Genomic DNA, 18,234 nt, shown 5'->3' with positions numbered 1-18,234 from the left:
CCCGGCGCTTGCGGCAGGCGGGCGCGACAACGGTCCGTCGGGCAGTTGAGTTCGTCTATTGGAAACGAAAGGAAGTGTGATGATGACGATTTCTCCGTTTCTGGCCGCCCTCGGATCCGACGGTCCGCCAGCCGATCGAGCGAAAGACATGGCCCTGTATGGATGGCTAATTGGAAGCTGGGAGATGGACTCGGTCCACTACCTCGACGACGGCACAATCCAGAAATGGGATGGCGAATGCCATTTTGGCTGGGTGCTCGAAGGCCGCGCGATTCAGGACGTTTGGATCAGGCCCAAGCGCCCTGCTCCGTCCGCGATGTATGGCACAACCTTGCGCATCTTCGACCCTGGGATCGATGGCTGGCATATCATATGGAACGACCCGCTCAACCGGGATCACTCGCGCCAGATCGGGCGGGCCGAGGGTAAGGACATTGTCCAGCTCGGCAATGACTCGCGCGGTCTGCAAACTCGATGGCGTTTCACCGAGATCACTGCCACCAGCTTCCATTGGATCGGCGAGGAAAGATCTTCCGAGAGCGATCCTTGGCAAATCACGTATGAACATTTAGCCCGCCGAACAAAACCCTGACGCTCGACTGGCTGGCGTCTGCGCTGCTCCTCATCCGGCTGCCGCCACCGTCGTCCCGCATAGACCTATCGGATTCAAACATCGCAAAAATCGAATCAGGATCAATAGCTTGGATGACCATCGCGGAACGATGAGGGCGGCGCCGAGTCTGAATGGCATTGTAGTGCCAGCGACCCATCCTCTCACAGGCAATCGAGCGGAAACTTCAGATAGCGCTGCCCGTTGGATTCCGGTTCCGGCAGGCGTCCGCCATTCATATTGACCTGCAGCGCGTGCAGGATCAGCCGCGGCATCGGCAACGTCCTGTCGCGGGCTTGGCGGAGCGCGACGAAGTCGGCTTCCGTCTTGCAGCCGGCAACATGGATGTTGCCGGCTTTCTGCTCCGCGACCGTGCTTTCCCACCGCGCTTCGCGACCGCCCGGCTGGTAGTCGTGACCGACGAACAGACGTGTCTCGTCCGGCAGCGCCAGGATGTCCTCGATCGAACGCCAGAGCCGCTCGGCACTGCCGCCCGGAAAGTCTGTCCTTGCGGTGCCGCTGTCCGGCATGAACAGCGTGTCGTGGATGAAGGCGGCGTCGCCAATGACGTAAGTGATCGAGGCCAGTGTGTGGCCCGGCGAGAACAGCACTCTTGCCGCAATGCCGCCGACCGAAAAAGTTGCGCCGTTGGCGAACAGCCTGTCCCATTGCGAACCGTCGGCGGGGAATTCCGGCCAGTTGTAGATCACCTTCCACAATTTCTGGACGTCGATGACCTTCTCGCCGATTGCCGTCGGCGCTCCGGTTCTCCCCCTCAGATAATGGGCGGCGGAGAAATGATCCGCATGCGGATGCGTGTCGAGGATCCACTCGACCTCCAGCCCGCTTTCCCTGACGAAGTCGAGCAGGGCGTCGGCGTTTTTCGTTGCCGTTGCACCGGACCTTTCGTCGAAGTCGAGCACCGGATCGATGATGGCGCATTTGCGGGTCGCCATGTCGGCGACCACATACTGGACGGACCCGCTCGGCTTGTCATAGAAGCCGGTGACCTGCGACCTGGCCGATAATGCGTCCAATCCAGCCTCCTTCGCCCCTCACCACGGCAGGAAGGATTTTCTCTGCCACGGCAAATTAAAGGCATGGTTGTCCGTCAACCAGGCATCGTCAAGCACCCCATGCTCACACGGCCAGGAAAACCGAAAACTCTCTGTGCCGCCTCTGCCTGCTCAGGCGGAAGGCTGCTTGGTTTTCCTGAGATATGGCAGGATCGTCTCATAGGCGCCGAAGCGCTTGATGGCATCCTCATTCGAGACGGCAGCGGTGATGATGACGTCCTCGCCCTGCTTCCAGTTCGCCGGCGTCGCCACCTGGTGCTTGGCGGTCAGCTGCATGGAATCGATGGCGCGCAGGATTTCGTCGAAGTTGCGGCCCGTCGTCATCGGGTAGGTGAGAACCAGCTTGATCTTCTTGTCGGGCCCGATGACGTAAACCGAACGCACCGTGGCATTGTCGGCGGGCGTGCGGCCTTCCGAGCTCTCGCCGGCACCCGCCGGCAGCATCTCGTAAAGCTTGGCGACCTTGAGATCCTTGTCGCCGATCAGCGGGTAGTTCACCGAATGACCGGTCGCGGTCTTGATGTCGTTCTGCCACTTTTCATGGCTTTGGACGGGATCGACCGAGATGCCGATGATCTTGACGTTGCGCTTCCTGAACTCGCCTTCGAGCCCGGCCATTGTGCCGAGTTCGGTCGTGCAAACCGGCGTAAAGTTCTTCGGATGGCTGAACAATACCGCCCAGCCATCGCCGATCCATTCATGGAAGCTGATCGGTCCTTGCGTGGTCTCAGCGGTGAAGTCCGGTGCGATATCGTTGATGCGAAGGCTCATGACGTGTCCCTTACCCTGTGCGTGCAGATCGCAGCCGGCGTTGGCCGGCGCTGCTTTTGCCTTTCTATCACTCCGGCGTCATCCTTCAAACGCCTGTTGCGCCGCATCAAGGCCGGCGGCGAAATATTTTCATTGCTTCTCGGCAAATGCAGCAGGAATTTTCGCTGCGCTGGTTCAGGCCTTGTTCACTGCCAACGTCGTCGCCAGGTCTTCCATGCGCTGGGCCAGTGCGCCGAGCGCCCCGGTCAGCACGGAATCGTTCTTGTCGGCCTTGGTCAGTGCGTCGTCGCGCGTCTTGCGCAGCGTCAGCACTTCGCTTTCCATGCCCTTGACCCGCTTCTGCAGTTCCGAAAGCTCGTCCATGACCATGATGCCGGCCATCACGGTCAGCCGCTGGTCGCCGATCTCGCCAAAAGAATCCTTCAGATGCGAGACATAGCGGTCGAAGCGCTCGGCAAGATCGATCAGATGCTCTTCCTGGCCCTCGTCGCAGGCCATCCGATACTGCTTGCCGTCGATGGAAACCGTGACTTGTGCCATTGGCCTACCTGTCCAGTACCGCGCGGATGGTTTCCATAGCTGTCACCAGCCTTCGCGACACTTCCTTGTTGGCATCTTCCAGCCGTTCGGCGCGGGCCTCGGAATTGTCGAGCTCCTGCGCCAGCCGCGAGCGGTCGGCGTTCATCCGCTGCACTTCGGCCTCGGCTTCCGAATAGTCCCGCTCATGCTCAAGCTTGGCCGCGACGGCGTTTTCCAGCCCTTCGATGGCCTTACCCAGCCTGGCAATGACTTCCTTGAGGGTCGTTTCCCCGGTCATGGCTTTCGTCCTGCGCCCTGCCCATCACCGAATCATCCACGTTCAGAACGCGTTATCCCTGAAACATTACGCGTCGTGTGAACCGCACGTCAATAAAGCTGTCGCGACTGTCCCCTGCTAACGCTAATGTAAGTCGCGCACGGCCATCACAAGACCGGCAAAAGCACACCGATTTGTTGACTAAAAGGCCGCGCCTGCTATGTGTCGCGCACCCTTTTCAAGGGCTTTCCCAAGGCCCAAACCCCCATTTTGGAGGAAGCATGACCTCGCGCGAACAACATGACCGGATGGCCAATGCGATCCGTTTTCTCGCCATGGACGCCGTCGAGAAGGCAAATTCCGGCCACCCCGGACTGCCCATGGGCTGCGCCGACATCGCCACGGTGCTGTTCACCCGCTTTCTCAAATACGATCCGAAAAGCCCGCATTGGCCGGACCGCGACCGCTTTATCCTGTCGGCCGGCCACGGATCGATGCTGCTTTACTCGCTGCTCTATCTGACCGGCTACGAAGACATCACCATCGACCAGATCAAGCAGTTCCGCCAATTGGGGTCGAGGACGGCGGGCCACCCGGAATACGGCCATGCCGCGGGCATCGAGACGACGACCGGCCCACTCGGCCAGGGCCTTGCCAATTCGGTCGGCTTCGCGCTCGGCGAGCGCATCATGAATGCCGCTTTCGGCAAAGATCTCGTCGACCACTACACCTATGTGCTGGCCGGCGACGGCTGCCTGATGGAAGGCGTATCCCAGGAAGCCATCGCGCTTGCCGGGCATCTGAAGCTGAACAAGCTGATCGTCTTCTGGGACAACAACAACATCTCGATCGATGGCCCGGTGTCGCTCGCCGATAACACCGATCAGGTCGCTCGCTTCCAGGCGTCCGGCTGGAATGCCAGCCATATCGACGGCCAGGACCCGGAAGCGATCGCCTATGCCATCGAAGCGGCCCGCCACTCCGACAAGCCGACGATGATCGCCTGCAAGACGACGATCGGCTTCGGCGCGCCGACCAAGGCCGGCACCAACAAGGCGCATGGCTCGCCGCTCGGCGCCGAGGAAATCGCTGGCGCCAGAAAATTCTTCGGCTGGGATTATCCGCCCTTCGAGGTTCCGGCCGATATCCTCGACGCATGGCGTACCGCCGGGCGGACCGGCGTCAAGGCGCGCACCGACTGGGAAAGCCGCCTTGCCAAGGCTGATGCCAAATTGCGCGCAGAGTTCGAACGCCGCATCAGTGGCACGCTGCCGGCCAACTTCGACGCCGTCATTGGCGATTACAAGAAGAAGCTCGTCGCCGACAAGCCGAAGGTCGCCACCCGTAAGTCATCGGAAATGGCGCTGGAGGTCATCAACGGCGCCGTGCCCGAAACCATCGGCGGCTCGGCCGATTTGACCGGCTCCAACAACACCAAGACCAGCCAGACCAAGAACATCACCGCCGACGATTACGGCCAGCGCTACGTTCATTACGGCGTTCGCGAGCACGGCATGGCGGCCGCGCTCAACGGGCTGACATTGCATGGCGGCATTATCGCCTATGGCGGCACTTTCATGTGCTTTTCCGACTATGCCCGTCCGGCGATGCGGCTTGCTTCGCTGATGGGCATCCGCTCGATCTTCGTCATGACCCATGATTCCATCGGCCTTGGCGAAGACGGCCCGACCCATCAGCCGGTCGAGCATCTGGCAGCACTTCGCGCCATTCCGAACCACAATGTCTTCCGCCCCGCCGATGCGGTGGAAACCGCGGAATGCTGGCAGTTGGCCATTGAGTCGGAAAAGACGCCTTCGACATTGGCGCTGACCCGGCAGAACCTGCCGACGGTACGCAACGACTTCGTTGCGGAAAACCTCTCCAGCCGCGGCGCCTATGAACTTGCCGCCGCCAGTGGCGAGGCGGCGGTGACGATCTTCGCGTCGGGCTCCGAGGTCGAGATCGCGCTGGCCGCCCGCGAGGCCTTGGAAAAGCACGGCCACGCGACCCGCGTCGTCTCGGTGCCGTGTTTCGAATTGTTCGACAAGCAGAGCGCCGACTATCGCAGCAGGACGATCGGCAATGCGCCGCTCAAGATTGCCATCGAAGCCGGCATCCGTCAGGGCTGGGATCACTTCATCGGCACCGACGGCATCTTTGTCGGCATGACCGGCTTCGGCGCCTCCGGCACCATCGAACAGCTCTACCCGCATTTCGGCATCACAGCCGAGGCAACGGTGAAGGCGGCGGAAGCCCGTCTGCATGGCAAATGAAAGTGAGCCCCGCCCGGCAAAGGCTGGCATAGCGGTTTTGCCGGGCGGTGGAGCACTAATCGATTTAAATCCACGCCTCGGCGGCTGGATTCTTTGCTCGTCCGCCGTTATGAAGCTGCGGACTTGATCTTCGGCCTCCAACTCCCAGGGAGAGAACAATGACCGTCAGAGTTGCCATCAACGGATTCGGCCGCATCGGCCGCAACATCCTGCGCGCCATCCATGAATCCGGCCGCAAGGATATCGACGTCGTCGCGGTCAACGATCTCGGCCCGGTCGAGACCAACGCGCATCTGCTGCGCTTCGACAGCGTGCATGGCCGCTTTCCGCATGAGGTGACGGTTGACGGCGACCAGATCATCGTCGGCAAGGAAAAATTCAAGGTCACCGCGATCAAGGATCCGACGCAACTGCCCTGGAAGGAGCTTGGCATCGACATCGCGCTCGAATGCACCGGTATCTTCACCGCCCGCGACAAGGCCGTCGCCCATCTGACCGCCGGTGCCAAGCGCGTTCTCGTCTCCGCTCCGGCGGAGGGCGCCGATCTCACCGTCGTCTATGGTATCAATCACGACAAGCTGACCAAGGACCACATCGTCATCTCAAACGCCTCCTGCACCACCAACTGCCTGGCGCCGCTGGCGGCCGTGCTGAATGAGGCGGTCGGCATCGAGAAGGGCATGATGACGACGATCCATTCCTACACCGGCGACCAGCCGACGCTGGACACCATGCACAAGGACCTCTACCGCGCCCGCGCCGCCGCGCTGTCGCAGATTCCGACCTCGACCGGTGCTGCCAAGGCCATCGGCCTGGTACTGCCCGAACTCAAGGGCAAGCTCGACGGCATCTCCATCCGCGTGCCGACCCCGAACGTCTCGCTCGTCGATTTCAAGTTTATCGCCAAGCGGCCGACCAGCGTCCAGGAGATCAATGACGCGGTGATCGCCGCCTCGAACGGCAAGCTGAAGGGCATCCTCGCCGTTACCCGTCACCCCAATGTTTCGATCGACTTCAACCATGATCCGCATTCCTCGATCGTGGCGCTCGACCAGACCAAGGTCATGGACGGCAACTTCGTTTCGGTGCTGTCGTGGTACGACAATGAGTGGGGCTTTTCCAACCGCATGGGCGATACCGCCGTCGCCTTCGGCAAGACCATCGCCTGATCGCAGAGCCAGCTTCTCGACCTGGAGACGCCCGGCTCAGTCCGGGCGTTTTTCATTGCAGCACGAACCGCCGAGGCACGCTCCGCTGCTCGGGGGTGCCAAAACTTTCGACGATCGGCAGCGTGGGGCAAAAAGCCACGCTGCTGCCTTGCAGCGGCCATGTCTTCGCCCCACTCTCCCGTGATGCCGGAGCATATCGACTAGGGGCGACCAACGAATGGAGCATGGTATCTATCTTGTGACGCTCGTTGGCGCAGCACTTGTCGTTGCCGCCGCGTTTTCAAGCCTGATCGCCTTCCGTTTCGGCGCCCCTCTCCTGCTGCTGTTTCTCTGCATCGGCCTCGCCACCGGAACCGACGGTCTCGGCATCCATTTCGACAATGCCCGAGTTGCTTATTTTGCCGGCTCATTGGCGCTGGCGGTCATCCTTTTCGATTCCGGCTTCGGCACGCCGCTCAACGCCTTGCGGCAGGCGGCCGGGCCGGCGCTGTCGCTGGCCACATTCGGCGTCCTTTTGACCACCGGGCTCTTCGGCGCCGCCGCCTATTATCTGCTCGACCTGACCTGGCTGGAATCCTTCCTGCTCGGTGCCGCCGTCGCCTCGACCGACGCCGCGGCGGTGTTCTTCCTGCTGCGCGCCGGCGAGATCAATTTGCGCGAGCGCGTGCGGTCCACGCTCGAGGTGGAATCCGGCACAAATGACCCGATCGCCATCTTCCTGACCATCACGCTGGTCGAGGTCATCGCCGCCAATACCCACCCCGAGGCCAAGGTGCTGGTCACCGATCTTGCCGTCGGCTTCCTTGTCAACATGGGGCTCGGCGCGGTCATCGGCATTCTCGGCGGCATGGCCATTGTGCGCCTTGTCGATCGCCTCAATCTCGATCACGGCCTGCTGCCGATCTTCGTGCTGACGCTGTCGCTTATGGTGTTCGCTGCCGCCGGTGCCGTCGGCGGCTCCGGCTTCCTGGCGGTCTATCTCGCAGGCCTGATTGCCGGCAATTCCGATATCCGGGCCGTCACCATCCTCAAGCGCTTCCAGGACGGCATGTCGTGGCTGGCGCAGATCATCATGTTCCTGATCCTCGGCCTGTTCGCGACGCCTTCACAATTTCCGGCGATCCTGGTGCCGGCAGTGCTGCTCGGCCTGTTCCTGGTATTTGTGGCACGGCCAATCGCCGTCTGGCTCTGCCTGGTGCCGTTCCGTCTGCCACGCCCGGAAGTCGCCTTCGTCTCGTGGGTTGGCCTGCGTGGTGCCGTGTCGATCCTGCTTGCCATCACGCCGCTGCTCGGCGGTCTTGAGAACGGCCGCCTCATCTTCAACACTGCCTTCATCATCGTGCTGGTCTCGCTGATCATCCAGGGATGGACCGTCGGGCCGCTGGCGCGCCGTCTCGGCCTTATCGTGCCGGCCCGCCTGGGACCGCTCGACAAGGTCGAATTGGAACTGCCGGGCTCCGCCCATCATGAGCTTCTCGCCTACCGCGTGTCACCTGGCAGCCCGGTGGCGCGCGGCGAACGCATTCCGCGCTGGGCGCGGCCGTCGCTGGTGCTGCGCGACGGACGCTCGATGCGCTTCCAGGATATGGGCCGGCTCGCGGCCGGCGACCATGTCTACATCTTCGTGCCGGACCGCTATCCGCGCCTGCTCGACAAGCTGTTCGCCAGCCGTGCCGTGGTCGATCCCGAGGACGCGGATTTCTTCGGCGCCTTCGCCGTCGATCCGTCACGCCCCGCCGAGGAACTGGAAACCGCCTACGCGCCGGGCCTGACCGAAGCGGAACGCAAGCTCAGCATTGGCGACCTGGTCACTACGCGGCTCGGCGGCCACGCCGAATATGCCGACCGCGTGCTGCTCGGTCCGATCGAGCTGATCGTCCGCGACGTCGACGACAAGGGCAGGATCACCGGCCTTGGCCTGTCCTTTGAGCCGACCGCGCCGGTGGCGCGCGTTCCGGTGTTTCTCAGTGCCGGCGAAATCCGCGACCGCATCGCCGCCTTCATCCGCAACCGGCGCAAGCCGGCCGAGGCGCAGGCGGTCGAGGCGGCGGCCGAGATGGAAACGGTTCCGCAGCCCGTGGTGGAAAAGACAACTGGCGAAGGCTGACCGCTGTCCACCCAAGCCGCGGAACCCTGCCGCGAGGCTGAAGAATGGCTCGGCAACTGGTGTGGCGGGTCCATGTGGTCCGACATCGCCGGAAATGATCCCGTTCGGCCGGTTGCGAGGACGTTCGGCCGATCAGTCGCCAATTCTCCGGCGCGCCATAGGGGCGCGCTTAATTGTTGCGGGCCGCTACGAACTGCGCCGCTTGTTTCAGAAGCGCAGCTTGCTCGCCAAAAGGTTCGAGCAACGCATGAGCCTGGTCAACGAGGCCATGGAGCTGGCCCCGCGCCCAGTCCGGTCCGTGCAGCGCGACCAGCGTCGCCTTGCCGGCCGCGGCATCCTTGCCGGTCGCCTTGCCCATCTGATGCGCGTCGGCGGTCAGGTCGAGCAGATCGTCGGCAAGCTGAAAGGCAAGCCCGATCGCCGAGCCGAACTCGGCCAGCCTTTCGCGGTCGCCCGACGGCGCGCCGGCAAGGATAGCGCCCGCTTCGCAGGCAAAGCGGATCAGCGCACCGGTTTTCATCGCCTGAAGCCGGATGATGCCGGCCTCGTCCGGCCGGCTTTGTTCGGCTTCGAGATCGAGCATCTGGCCGCCGACCATGCTTCCCGCCCCGGCGGCGCGGGCCAGTGCCAGCACCAGCGTTGCCCTGCGCTCGGCCGGCAGCATTGTCGCCTCGTCGGCAAGGATGTCGAAGGCAAGTGTCAGCAAGGCGTCGCCCGCAAGAATGGCGGTCGCCTCATCGAAAGCCCTGTGCACGGTCGGCTGGCCGCGGCGCAAATCGTCGTCGTCCATGGCCGGCAGATCGTCATGGATGAGCGAATAGCAGTGCACGCATTCGAGCGCCGCCGCGACGCGCAGCGCCGCCTCGCCGTCGGCTGAAAACAGTGCAGCACTTTCCATGACCAGGAAGGGACGCAGTCGTTTGCCGCCGTTCAGCACGCCATGTCGCATTGCCGCCATCAGGCGTTCGGGCCGCGCGACCTCGCCCGAAAGCGTCCGTCCGTCGAGCAACCGCCTCAGCAGCGCCTCGAGCGGAACTGCCCGGGCAATAAGTGCAGCTTCGAACGCCATTTGGTCGTCTTTCGTCATGGTCGGGAGCGGTAGCCGACACTCAGACATTGCGCAAGAAGCCGAGCGCCATTATGCCGGGGGCAGGGAGTAGCGCGGACTGGGTGGCTTGGCGGAACCGATCGTCGATCACGAAACCGAAGGGTTGGACATGGCGAGACCGAGACGCGGCAGCCGCATCGGTCTTCAACGCTGGGTCCGGCGCGGCATTGCCGTCGCCGTCGTGCTGGCGCTGGTGCCGGTGGTGCTGACCTTCCTGTATCTGCCGTCATTCGTGCATCCGGTGTCGACATTGATGCTGAAGGACCTGGCGACGTTTTCCGGCTACGATCGGCGCTGGGTTTCCATCGACGATGTCGCGCCGGTGCTGGCATATTCGGTAATCATGTCGGAGGACGGGCAGTTCTGTTTCCATCGCGGCGTCGATCTGGGCGAGTTGCGCGGCGTCGTCGACGATGCGCTCGCCGGCGAGATGACACGTGGCGCCTCGACCATCACCATGCAGACGGTAAAGAATCTTTATCTATGGTCGCGGCCGTTGGGCTCGGTCCGTAAGGTCGTCGAACTGCCGCTGGCCGTCTATTTCGATGCGGTGCTGTCAAAACGGCGGATCATGGAGATCTACCTCAACATCGCCGAATGGGGGCCGGGCATCTACGGCATCGAGGCCGCCGCCCAGCATCATTTCGGCGTCTCGGCAAAACAGCTGTCGCGCCGGCAGGCAGCGCTGCTTGCCGTCACCTTGCCGAATCCGATCGTGCGCAATCCGGCGAAGCCCGGGCCGGGACTGAGGCGGCTTGCCGCGTTGATCGAACGGCGCGCAGGCCGCGCCGGCGCCTATGGCGGTTGCCTGCGATAGTGTCAAAAAAAAACACGGCGACGCTGGCCAAAACGCCGTCGGGCGTGTATAGGCACCCGACTTTCTCAGATTCCGGCCCCTGATGTGGCCCTTTCACGAGGGCGGCCGGGGCGTTTTGACCATGTAGTGGAGCATATCCATGGCCGTTCCGAAACGAAAAACCTCTCCGTCGAAGCGCGGCATGCGCCGTTCTGCCGACGCACTGAAGGCCCCGACCTATGTCGAGGACAAGAACTCCGGCGAGATGCGCCGTCCGCACCATATCGACCTGAAGACCGGCATGTATCGCGGTCGCCAGGTTCTGGAGCCGAAGGAAAGCTGATAGAGCTTTCGACGGTTTATTGGGTTGCGAAACGACCGGCCATTGGCCGGTCTTTTTGCGTTTGCGACAACTGATCTATCAGCCGGGCCTGACATTGTTGTTTCACGCCGTCTTTGTCCGTGTTTATCGGCCGCACGAAAATTCTTGACGGCGAACGCCGGGCGCACTCTACAAAGATCAGTCCAACCGGAGCCGCCACATGTTCGGTGCCATCCCGCTGCTGATCGTGCCTTTCATCCTCTACAATCTTGGGCTTCTGGGAATATTCGGCAGCGGCGACGATCCGTGGGCCACCGAAATGTTTTCGGTCCGGATGATGTCGGGTGGCGTGTTCTCGATGACCCTCGGCGACCTCATCGTGCTGATCGCACTGATCTTCTTGTTCGTCGAAGTGGTGAAGTCGACGCGCACGACAAGTGCCTCGATCATGGACCATCTTTTGTCGACCTTCGTCTTTGTGGCCTATCTGGTCGAGTTCCTGCTGGTGAAGGGCGCCGCCCATTCCGTCTTCTTCACACTGATGATCATAGCGCTGATCGACGTGCTGGCCGGCTTTTCGGTGTCAATGCGGTCGGCCACCCGCGACATCAATATGAATTAAGGATCCCGGCTCAGCCCGGGTCAGCGGTGAAGCCAGCCGCCTCGAGCCAGCGATGGCTGCCGTTTCATCATTGTCGAACGTGTCGCCGGAAATACCGATGGCGCCGATGATCGTGCCGGCGTTGTCGCGGATCAGCACGCCGCGCGCGCCCGACACGTCGGAGACGCCGGCGATCAGATGCGGGCGCTCCTTGGCGAAAGCTTCCACCCGGCGCGAGCCCATGCCGATAGCGAGCGCGCCATAGGCCTTGCCGGCCGACATTTGCGGACGCACGAACGAGACGCCGTCCTGACGCTGGAACGCGACCAGATAGGCGCCGGCGTCGAGCACCGAGACGCCAAGCGGCCTGAGCTTGAGCTAGGCACCCTTGGCAAAGGCGGCGGCGATGATTTCAAGGGCTTTGTCGAGCGTCAGTGCGGTCATGGCCGTCTCCTGAACGCGCCAGTTATCAACCGGCAGAACAGACTCCGAGTGAACTGTTTCGCGTGCGAAAGGAAGCATGAATTCTGGGAGCGCCGGCCTATTTCTTCTTGGCCCGAGGCTTCTTCACCGGGGCCGGAGGCGCATTGGCCAGGTCTTCCGCTTCCTTGGCGAGGCGCAGCGCCCGCAGCTTGTTGGTCTTGGCCTGGCGAGCGTCGCTCTCGGCGACATATTCCGCCATCGCCTTCTGGCGAACCGTGGCTGCCTCTTCCTGTTTCTTGAAACGCAAATCGGCCCGCGCACGGGCAGTGTCCTTAGAGTTCTCGACCAAGAGCGTTATCCAATCCGTAAATTATCTTCAGTCCCTTGATAGCAGAGCCAGCCCGCAATTGGGAAAATAAGTTGGTCATGGCGCCGGGTCGCAACCGACTCGCGCCGCCTTGCGGGCGACGACCGCATCGTACCCGGCCTGCAAAGTCGCGCGGACGGTGGGTCCAGATGGGGCGGGAGACGCACCCAGATGCTCGTGGCGCAACTCGTTCATGAACTTATCCCACATCGGCGGGCCGCCTTTTTCCAGAAGCTCGGCACGAATAGAGAGCTCTTCGCTGACCGGCAGCCAGACGCGGCCCCAGGCGCCGAGATGCGCCAGGATCGGCACCAGCGTAATCGCCATTTCGGTCAGGCTGTAGATCGCCTTTTGCTTGTGGGAGGGATCGTCCGCCTTGGTCAGCATGCCGAGCTCCATCAGCCGCTTCAGCCGGTCGGCGAGGATGTTGGAGGCGATGCCCTCCATCGAGCCGTTGAGCAGTTCGCGAAAGTGGCGTCTGCCGCCGAAGATGATGTCGCGAAGGAGGATCAGGCTCCACCGGTCACCGAACACTTCGAGCGACAGGTTGATGGGGCATCCGGACCGACGATCGATGTTCATGCGAATCTCCAAAAACCGGTTGCATTATTGTATCGGTTTTAATATCGTGCAACTGATTGCAAAATGCAATCGGATTGGAAGCCCAGGGAGCAAAGCCATGAAAAACGCCGAACACCCCGAAATCGCATCCCAGACGTTCGGCGATCCGGCCCATCCGGCGGTGTTGTTGATCATGGGCGCGATGGCTTCCATGCTTTGGTGGCCCGAAGCGTTTTGCCGGAAGCTGGCCGGCGAGGGTCGCTTCGTGATCCGCTATGACAATCGCGATACCGGCCGTTCGACCAAATACGCGCCGGGCGAGCCGCCTTATACATTCGACGACATGGCGGACGATGCCGTCCGCGTCCTTGACGACCAGGGAATCCGAAAGGCGCACGTGGTCGGCATGTCGATGGGCGGCATGATCGCGCAGCTCGTTGCGTTGAAATACCCGTCGCGTGTCACTTCGCTGACGGTGATCAGCAGCTCGCCCTTGGGCATCGATACGTCGCATTTGCCCGGAACCACCGAGGCCTATAGGAAATATTCGGCCGAAGGCGCGAAGGTCGACTGGTCTGACCGTGGCCAAGCGGTCGATTTCATGGTCAAAAACGCGCGTGCGCTCGCCGGCACCGCGCATCCGTTCGATGAGGCGCGGACGAGAGCGTTCGTGGAACAGGACTACGACCGGTCCGGCGGCTTTCTCAGCGCGACCAATCACTTCATGCTCAGGGGCGGCGAAGATCGGAGCGGCGAGGACTGGACGGGGCGGCTGGACGAGATGAAGATTCCGCTCCTCGTTGTCCACGGCACCGACGATCCGATCTTTCCAGCCGAGCATGGCGCCGCTCTTGCCGACGCGGTCGCCGGTGCAAGACTGGTCCGGATCGAGGGCGGCGGCCACGAGCTGCATCCCGACGACTGGGCCGCGATCATCGATGCCATCGTCACCCACAGCCAGGCCAAATAGTACCGAGCCGACTCGACATCGAATTTCCGCGAGACGAACCCCCCTGAGGAACGACAACAATGTCCCTGATTATGCACCTTCATCCACTGGCCTCCTTCTGCTGGAAGCCGCTGATCGCGCTCTATGAGAACGGCACGCCATTCACATCCGTCGTTGTCGATCTCGGCAATGAACAATCGCGCGCGGCGTTTCTGAAATTGTGGCCGCTCGGCAAGATGCCGGTGCTGCGCGATGAAGCGCTTGACCGGACCGTGCCGGAATCGACGATCGTCATCGAATATCTCAACGCGTATTATCCTGGGCCGGTCGAACTGATCCCCGCCGATCTCGATCTCGCTCGCCAGACCCGGCTCGCCGACCGCTTCTATGACTTCTACGTCCAGGAACCGATGCAGAAGATCGTTGGCGACCGGCTGCGGCCGGAGGGCAAGACCGATCCGTTCGGCGTCGAGCAGGCCCGCGCCCAGCTGCGCAGCTCCTACGCCATCATTGAACAGGACATGCGGTCGAGGACATGGGCGGTGGGTGCGAGCTTCACCATGGCCGACTGCGCTGCCGCCCCCGCGCTGTTCTACGCCAACAAGGTCGAGCCGTTCGGAGACGAATATCCTGCGGTCAGGCGCTATCACGACCGGTTGCTGCAACGCCCCTCGGTTGCCCGTGTGATCGAGGAAGCGCAGCCGTATTTCAAGCTCTTCCCCTACAACAATGGCTAGAGTGGTTCATCGTTTCACGGAAACGCCGAATCGCTCTATCTCTTTGTTTTTGCGCAATTCCGGACGGAAAACCGTTTCACACTTTTCCTGGAATTGCTCTAGGCTCGATGCTGCATAGTTGCTCGACGCGCTGACGATGCCTCTCAGCTTCCGGGTGAACCGAGCTGCTCCGCATCCCAGAACTGGTCAAGCCAGATGTTGAGCTTCAGGAAGCCGGCATTGCTGACCGTATAGACGCGCCTGGTGCCTTCCGGCTTGGCGTTGACCAACCCCGCATCAAGCAGCACCTTCAGGTGCTGCGAAACGGCCGGGCGGGACACCGGCAAGCCGGATGCCAATTCGTTGACGGTCTTCGGTCCGCGCCGGAGCTCTTCCAAGAGATGGCGCCGGTTGGGATCGGCAATCGCCATGAAGGCGTCGGAAAGCATCATGCCTTATTTGTGGGGCAAAGCGCCTCGAATCTCAACTGTCGGCTTCAGCTTTTCTGCGCGGGTCGAGCCGCAACGCTTCCGGCGTCACCGAACGATCGGCCGGCTGGGTCTTGAAGGCATCGCGGCCTTCGATCGGCACCGGCGCGCGACGGCTGATGCGCAGCAGCGTATAGCCAGCCAGGCTGAGATGCGCGAGCGCAGTGGCCAGGAACAGCCCCTCAGGGCGCATCCAGCCCATCAGGCCGGCGGCCACCAGCGGACCGATCATCGTGCCGAAGCCATAAAGCAGCAGCAGGCCGCCCGACACTTTGACGAAGTCCTCCGATCGCGCATGGTCATTGGCATGCGCCACCGCGATCGAATAGAGCGTGTAGGCGAAGGCGCCGTAGGCGGCGGTGCAGACGATGACGAAGACGCCGGAGCGCGGTTCGAACAGGAAGATGGCGATGGCAAACAGCGCAGCGCCGCAGGCCGCGCCCGCCAGCACGAAACGACGGTCCGTCGTGTCGGAGAGCCGCCCGGCCGGAAGCTGCATGGCGGCGCCGGCGATGACCACGAGGCTCATCATCAGCGCGATCTCGGCTGTCGAGATGCCGATGCGCGCTCCATAGACGGCACCAAGTGTACCCCAGGCGCCGTTGGCGATGCCGATCAGCACGCAAGCGATCGCCGACACCGGCGAATTGACGTAGAGCCCCTTGACGTCAAGCGACACGTCCTGCAGCGGCTTGGGGTGAGACGCCGTCGAGACCGCCGTCGGGATCAGCGACAGGCAGAACAGAATGCCGGTGATCATGAACAGCGACGCCGATCTCACATCGCCGCCGGCAACGATCATCTGACCGCCCATGATCGAGGCATAGGTGACCATCATGTAGAGGCCGAAGACGGTGCCGCGGTTTTCGTTGGTGGCCTTCTCGTTGAGCCAGCTTTCGATGACCATGAAGGCGCCGGCCATGGTGAAGCCGGTGAAGGCGCGCAGCAGGATCCAGGTATATTCGTCGATGATCAGGCCGGTGAGCAGTGCGACGATCGCTCCCGATGCGGCAAAGGCGCCGAAAGCCCTGACATGACCGGCGCGGCGCACGATGCGTGGCGCAAAGAAGCAGCCGGTGACGAAGCCGCCGGCCCAAGCCGTGCCCATCAGGCCGAGCGATGCCGTCGAGAAGCCCTCCACCTGGCCGCGCAGCGGCAACAGCAGACCGTGCAGTCCGGATGCCGCCAACAGGAACGCGGTGCCGCGCAGCAGCGAGAGGATCGGTCTGTAGCTTGCGAACATTTTTCAATCCGGCTGGGGTTTAGGGCACAAGTCTGGAGACAGCGGCATTCGGGCTTTTCGGCGGCGTGCCCGAGCTTTTGGAATTGCCCGCAGTAACTACCCGCGGCGAAACAGCGCCTCTGCGGCCGACTTGGTCGAGCCCTTGGTCTTGAGCTCGGCTTCCAGCCGGGCGATTTCGTCGCGCAGGATGCCGATCCGTTCGGACAATTCATCGACGGAAAGCAGCGACAGATCCTGCCCGATCTCGTGCGGGCGCGCTTTCTTCTTGGGTTCGTCGTCGAAGATCGCCATCGTCGCTCCTCCGTGATTGCCCATTTGCCTGATTTGCCAATGAGCATACATAGGGCAAGGGTATGGATGCAAATGGCGGGCAAGAGCTGGCACGAGAAACCGGCGGAGCACGACGGGAAAATTCATGGCGAACGCACAGAAAATTCCGGCGAAGATGATGGCGATCGCCATATCGGAACCGGGCGGGCCGCGAGTGCTGAAACCGGAAACCCGCGACGTACCGGTTCCCGGTTCCGGCGAGATCCTGATCCGGGTGCGGGCCGCCGGCGTCAACCGGCCGGACGTGCAACAGCGCAAGGGCGCCTATCCGCCACCGCCGGGAGCGTCGGATCTGCCGGGGCTGGAGGCGGCAGGCGAAGTCGCTGCCCTTGGTGACGAGATATCGCGCTGGCGCGTCGGCGACCGGGTCTGTGCGCTGACGGCGGGCGGCGGCTATGCCGAATATGTCAGAGTGCACGCCGGCAGCGTGCTGCCGCTGCCCGCCGGCTTTACCTACACCGAAGCGGCGGCGCTGCCGGAAAACTACTTCACTGTTTGGCACAATGTCTTCGAGCGCGGCGGCCTGAAGAGCGGCGAGACACTGCTCGTGCATGGCGGCTCGTCGGGTATCGGCACCACGGCGATCCAGCTTGCTGCCGCTTTCGGCGCCTATGTCGTCACCACCGCCGGCAGCAAGGAGAAATGCGACGCCTGCCTCAAGCTCGGCGCCGACCGGGCGATCAACTACCGCGAGGAGGACTTCGTCGCCGCAGTCAAGGAGGCAACCGGCGGCAAGGGTGCCAATGTCATCCTCGACATGGTCGGCGGCGACTATGTGGCGCGAAACTATGAGGCTGCAGCCATGGAAGGCCGCATCGTCCAGATCGCGACGCAGGGCGGGGCAGTGGCGAGCGCCGATTTCTTCAAGATCATGGCCAAGCGGCTCGTGCACACAGGATCGCTGCTCAGGCCACGCACCGTGGAGTTCAAGGCGGCAGTTGCGGCTGCGCTCGAGGCGCAGGTTTGGCCGCTGCTCGGCACGCGCAAGGTTGCGCCGGTGATGGATACGATCTTCCCGCTCAAGGAAGCGTGGCGGGCGCATGAGCGGATGGAGGAGGGTGAGCACATCGGCAAGATTGTGCTCGATGTCGCCTGACGGCCCGCAAACAGGCTGAACGAAAGCTTAATGGTGCAATGCAACAAACGCATTGCGGCCATGCAAAAGCGTCTGTTCAATTTTTCATCGCCGATGCCTATTTACGCGGCATCAAAACGATGGAGGACTATCATGAACCCGATCCGCGCTTTCCGTAACTGGCGCATGTACAACGAAACCGTGCGCGAACTGAACCGGCTGAATGCTCGTCAGCTCAACGACCTCGGCATCAACCGCGGCGACATCGAGAGAATCGCCCGCAAAGGGCTTTGATCTCGAGCACGATCCCGCTCGAAGACCGGGCGCCGCTTTTCGGCAACGCCGAGCCGCGGTTCGGGATCAAGCTTTAGAGCGGTTCCTGATTTGACGGAATCGAAGGGGATTCCGGATCAGTCGGTTTTGTGATTCAAGATGCTGGCTGGAGTGGAGGCC

Annotated in this window: 21 protein-coding genes and 1 pseudogene; 11 read left to right on the top strand and 11 right to left on the bottom strand. The window is 62.4% G+C overall.

Annotation, left to right across the window (positions count from 1 at the left end):
* The first annotated feature begins 79 nt into the window (after positions 1-79).
* Entirely contained in the window at positions 80-592 is a 513-nt protein-coding gene (locus tag NKH59_RS11705; protein ID WP_352471143.1) for a hypothetical protein, read from the top strand.
* 182 nt (positions 593-774) lie between these two features.
* Here NKH59_RS11705 and NKH59_RS11700 read toward each other — a convergent pair whose 3' ends face one another.
* From NKH59_RS11700 to NKH59_RS11685, 4 genes are all read right to left on the bottom strand, one after another.
* Entirely contained in the window at positions 775-1,647 is an 873-nt protein-coding gene (locus NKH59_RS11700) for an MBL fold metallo-hydrolase (RefSeq protein WP_352471144.1), read from the bottom strand.
* A gap of 150 nt (positions 1,648-1,797) precedes the next feature.
* Entirely contained in the window at positions 1,798-2,457 is a 660-nt protein-coding gene (locus NKH59_RS11695) for a peroxiredoxin (RefSeq protein WP_023678511.1), read from the bottom strand.
* 174 nt (positions 2,458-2,631) lie between these two features.
* The gene (locus NKH59_RS11690) at positions 2,632-2,997 is read right to left on the bottom strand and encodes a cell division protein ZapA (RefSeq protein ID WP_254816554.1); all 366 of its coding nucleotides are present in this window, start codon (positions 2,995-2,997) and stop codon (positions 2,632-2,634) included.
* 4 nt (positions 2,998-3,001) lie between these two features.
* A complete protein-coding gene (locus tag NKH59_RS11685) occupies positions 3,002-3,274 on the bottom strand; it encodes a DUF4164 domain-containing protein (protein ID WP_006200774.1) in 273 nt (90 codons plus the stop codon).
* A gap of 260 nt (positions 3,275-3,534) precedes the next feature.
* Between NKH59_RS11685 and tkt the strand changes: the two genes are divergently transcribed.
* The 3 genes from tkt to NKH59_RS11670 all read left to right on the top strand — a co-directional run bounded on the left by tkt (position 3,535) and on the right by NKH59_RS11670 (position 8,802).
* Positions 3,535-5,526 (top strand): transketolase, encoded by a 1,992-nt coding sequence (gene tkt / locus NKH59_RS11680; protein WP_353021964.1) that lies wholly within the window; start codon positions 3,535-3,537, stop codon positions 5,524-5,526.
* 158 nt (positions 5,527-5,684) lie between these two features.
* The gene (gene gap, locus NKH59_RS11675) at positions 5,685-6,695 is read left to right on the top strand and encodes a type I glyceraldehyde-3-phosphate dehydrogenase (protein WP_353021962.1); all 1,011 of its coding nucleotides are present in this window, start codon (positions 5,685-5,687) and stop codon (positions 6,693-6,695) included.
* A 217-nt stretch (positions 6,696-6,912) separates the two neighbouring features.
* The gene (locus NKH59_RS11670) at positions 6,913-8,802 is read left to right on the top strand and encodes a potassium/proton antiporter (RefSeq protein ID WP_353021959.1); all 1,890 of its coding nucleotides are present in this window, start codon (positions 6,913-6,915) and stop codon (positions 8,800-8,802) included.
* Between the two features lie 169 nt (positions 8,803-8,971).
* Here NKH59_RS11670 and NKH59_RS11665 read toward each other — a convergent pair whose 3' ends face one another.
* Positions 8,972-9,889 carry a polyprenyl synthetase family protein gene (locus NKH59_RS11665; protein ID WP_352457948.1) on the bottom strand — a complete coding sequence of 306 codons (918 nt, stop codon included), beginning with the start codon at positions 9,887-9,889 and terminating at the stop codon, positions 8,972-8,974.
* 79 nt (positions 9,890-9,968) lie between these two features.
* Between NKH59_RS11665 and NKH59_RS11660 the strand changes: the two genes are divergently transcribed.
* From NKH59_RS11660 to NKH59_RS11650, 3 genes are all read left to right on the top strand, one after another.
* Entirely contained in the window at positions 9,969-10,727 is a 759-nt protein-coding gene (locus tag NKH59_RS11660; protein ID WP_353022123.1) for a biosynthetic peptidoglycan transglycosylase, read from the top strand.
* Positions 10,728-10,866: 139 nt separating this feature from the next.
* On the top strand, positions 10,867-11,049 hold the full coding sequence (gene rpmF / locus NKH59_RS11655) for a 50S ribosomal protein L32 (RefSeq protein ID WP_006203806.1): 183 nt from the start codon (positions 10,867-10,869) through the stop codon (positions 11,047-11,049).
* Positions 11,050-11,248: 199 nt separating this feature from the next.
* Positions 11,249-11,650 (top strand): hypothetical protein, encoded by a 402-nt coding sequence (locus tag NKH59_RS11650; RefSeq protein ID WP_353021956.1) that lies wholly within the window; start codon positions 11,249-11,251, stop codon positions 11,648-11,650.
* Positions 11,651-11,660: 10 nt separating this feature from the next.
* Here NKH59_RS11650 and NKH59_RS11645 read toward each other — a convergent pair.
* From NKH59_RS11645 to NKH59_RS11635, 3 genes and pseudogenes are all read right to left on the bottom strand, one after another.
* Positions 11,661-12,073: pseudogene (locus NKH59_RS11645) on the bottom strand (GlcG/HbpS family heme-binding protein).
* Positions 12,074-12,170: 97 nt separating this feature from the next.
* Positions 12,171-12,401 carry a hypothetical protein gene (locus tag NKH59_RS11640; protein WP_023678501.1) on the bottom strand — a complete coding sequence of 77 codons (231 nt, stop codon included), beginning with the start codon at positions 12,399-12,401 and terminating at the stop codon, positions 12,171-12,173.
* A gap of 75 nt (positions 12,402-12,476) precedes the next feature.
* Positions 12,477-13,001, bottom strand: coding sequence for a winged helix-turn-helix transcriptional regulator (locus tag NKH59_RS11635; protein ID WP_353021954.1), 525 nt, complete (start codon positions 12,999-13,001; stop codon positions 12,477-12,479).
* A gap of 97 nt (positions 13,002-13,098) precedes the next feature.
* Here NKH59_RS11635 and NKH59_RS11630 point away from each other — a divergent pair, with 97 nt between their 5' ends.
* Positions 13,099-13,950 (top strand): alpha/beta fold hydrolase, encoded by an 852-nt coding sequence (locus NKH59_RS11630; RefSeq protein ID WP_353021952.1) that lies wholly within the window; start codon positions 13,099-13,101, stop codon positions 13,948-13,950.
* A gap of 59 nt (positions 13,951-14,009) precedes the next feature.
* Positions 14,010-14,666, top strand: coding sequence for a glutathione S-transferase family protein (locus NKH59_RS11625; RefSeq protein WP_353021950.1), 657 nt, complete (start codon positions 14,010-14,012; stop codon positions 14,664-14,666).
* 143 nt (positions 14,667-14,809) lie between these two features.
* On the opposite strand, the gene NKH59_RS11620 is transcribed toward NKH59_RS11625, so the two are convergent.
* From NKH59_RS11620 to NKH59_RS11610, 3 genes are all read right to left on the bottom strand, one after another.
* Positions 14,810-15,097, bottom strand: coding sequence for an ArsR/SmtB family transcription factor (locus NKH59_RS11620; protein ID WP_023678497.1), 288 nt, complete (start codon positions 15,095-15,097; stop codon positions 14,810-14,812).
* Positions 15,098-15,128: 31 nt separating this feature from the next.
* Positions 15,129-16,376 (bottom strand): MFS transporter, encoded by a 1,248-nt coding sequence (locus NKH59_RS11615; protein WP_352683429.1) that lies wholly within the window; start codon positions 16,374-16,376, stop codon positions 15,129-15,131.
* 96 nt (positions 16,377-16,472) lie between these two features.
* Complete coding sequence (locus tag NKH59_RS11610) at positions 16,473-16,667, bottom strand: DUF1192 domain-containing protein (RefSeq protein WP_023678495.1); 195 nt, start codon at positions 16,665-16,667, stop codon at positions 16,473-16,475.
* A 124-nt stretch (positions 16,668-16,791) separates the two neighbouring features.
* Between NKH59_RS11610 and NKH59_RS11605 the strand changes: the two genes are divergently transcribed.
* Together NKH59_RS11605 and NKH59_RS11600 are read left to right on the top strand one after the other, a co-directional pair.
* Positions 16,792-17,802: an NAD(P)H-quinone oxidoreductase gene (locus tag NKH59_RS11605; RefSeq protein WP_352471150.1), complete on the top strand. Its 1,011-nt coding sequence runs from the start codon at positions 16,792-16,794 to the stop codon at positions 17,800-17,802.
* Between the two features lie 132 nt (positions 17,803-17,934).
* Complete coding sequence (locus NKH59_RS11600; RefSeq protein ID WP_023678493.1) at positions 17,935-18,075, top strand: DUF1127 domain-containing protein; 141 nt, start codon at positions 17,935-17,937, stop codon at positions 18,073-18,075.
* Positions 18,076-18,234: the final 159 nt, after the last annotated feature.

Source organism: Mesorhizobium sp. M0998, from assembly GCF_040318885.1.
Classification (GTDB): domain Bacteria; phylum Pseudomonadota; class Alphaproteobacteria; order Rhizobiales; family Rhizobiaceae; genus Mesorhizobium.
The sequence above is the reverse complement of the archived record's forward strand: the minus strand, read 5'-3'. Positions and strand labels throughout refer to the sequence as shown.

Excerpts from the sequence above, each read along its gene's own strand:
- rpmF (WP_006203806.1), top strand. The coding sequence starts at position 10,867 with ATGGCCGTTCCGAAACGAAAAACCTCTCCGTCGAAGCGCGGCATGCGC.
- NKH59_RS11690 (WP_254816554.1), bottom strand. The coding sequence starts at position 2,997 with ATGGCACAAGTCACGGTTTCCATCGACGGCAAGCAGTATCGGATGGCC.
- NKH59_RS11625 (WP_353021950.1), top strand. The coding sequence starts at position 14,010 with ATGTCCCTGATTATGCACCTTCATCCACTGGCCTCCTTCTGCTGGAAG.
- NKH59_RS11670 (WP_353021959.1), top strand. The coding sequence starts at position 6,913 with ATGGAGCATGGTATCTATCTTGTGACGCTCGTTGGCGCAGCACTTGTC.
- NKH59_RS11650 (WP_353021956.1), top strand. The coding sequence starts at position 11,249 with ATGTTCGGTGCCATCCCGCTGCTGATCGTGCCTTTCATCCTCTACAAT.
- NKH59_RS11610 (WP_023678495.1), bottom strand. The coding sequence starts at position 16,667 with ATGGCGATCTTCGACGACGAACCCAAGAAGAAAGCGCGCCCGCACGAG.
- NKH59_RS11705 (WP_352471143.1), top strand. The coding sequence starts at position 80 with ATGATGACGATTTCTCCGTTTCTGGCCGCCCTCGGATCCGACGGTCCG.
- NKH59_RS11695 (WP_023678511.1), bottom strand. The coding sequence starts at position 2,457 with ATGAGCCTTCGCATCAACGATATCGCACCGGACTTCACCGCTGAGACC.
- NKH59_RS11600 (WP_023678493.1), top strand. The coding sequence starts at position 17,935 with ATGAACCCGATCCGCGCTTTCCGTAACTGGCGCATGTACAACGAAACC.
- NKH59_RS11620 (WP_023678497.1), bottom strand. The coding sequence starts at position 15,097 with ATGATGCTTTCCGACGCCTTCATGGCGATTGCCGATCCCAACCGGCGC.
- NKH59_RS11635 (WP_353021954.1), bottom strand. The coding sequence starts at position 13,001 with ATGAACATCGATCGTCGGTCCGGATGCCCCATCAACCTGTCGCTCGAA.
- NKH59_RS11630 (WP_353021952.1), top strand. The coding sequence starts at position 13,099 with ATGAAAAACGCCGAACACCCCGAAATCGCATCCCAGACGTTCGGCGAT.
- gap (WP_353021962.1), top strand. The coding sequence starts at position 5,685 with ATGACCGTCAGAGTTGCCATCAACGGATTCGGCCGCATCGGCCGCAAC.
- tkt (WP_353021964.1), top strand. The coding sequence starts at position 3,535 with ATGACCTCGCGCGAACAACATGACCGGATGGCCAATGCGATCCGTTTT.
- NKH59_RS11665 (WP_352457948.1), bottom strand. The coding sequence starts at position 9,889 with ATGACGAAAGACGACCAAATGGCGTTCGAAGCTGCACTTATTGCCCGG.
- NKH59_RS11685 (WP_006200774.1), bottom strand. The coding sequence starts at position 3,274 with ATGACCGGGGAAACGACCCTCAAGGAAGTCATTGCCAGGCTGGGTAAG.
- NKH59_RS11615 (WP_352683429.1), bottom strand. The coding sequence starts at position 16,376 with ATGTTCGCAAGCTACAGACCGATCCTCTCGCTGCTGCGCGGCACCGCG.
- NKH59_RS11605 (WP_352471150.1), top strand. The coding sequence starts at position 16,792 with ATGGCGAACGCACAGAAAATTCCGGCGAAGATGATGGCGATCGCCATA.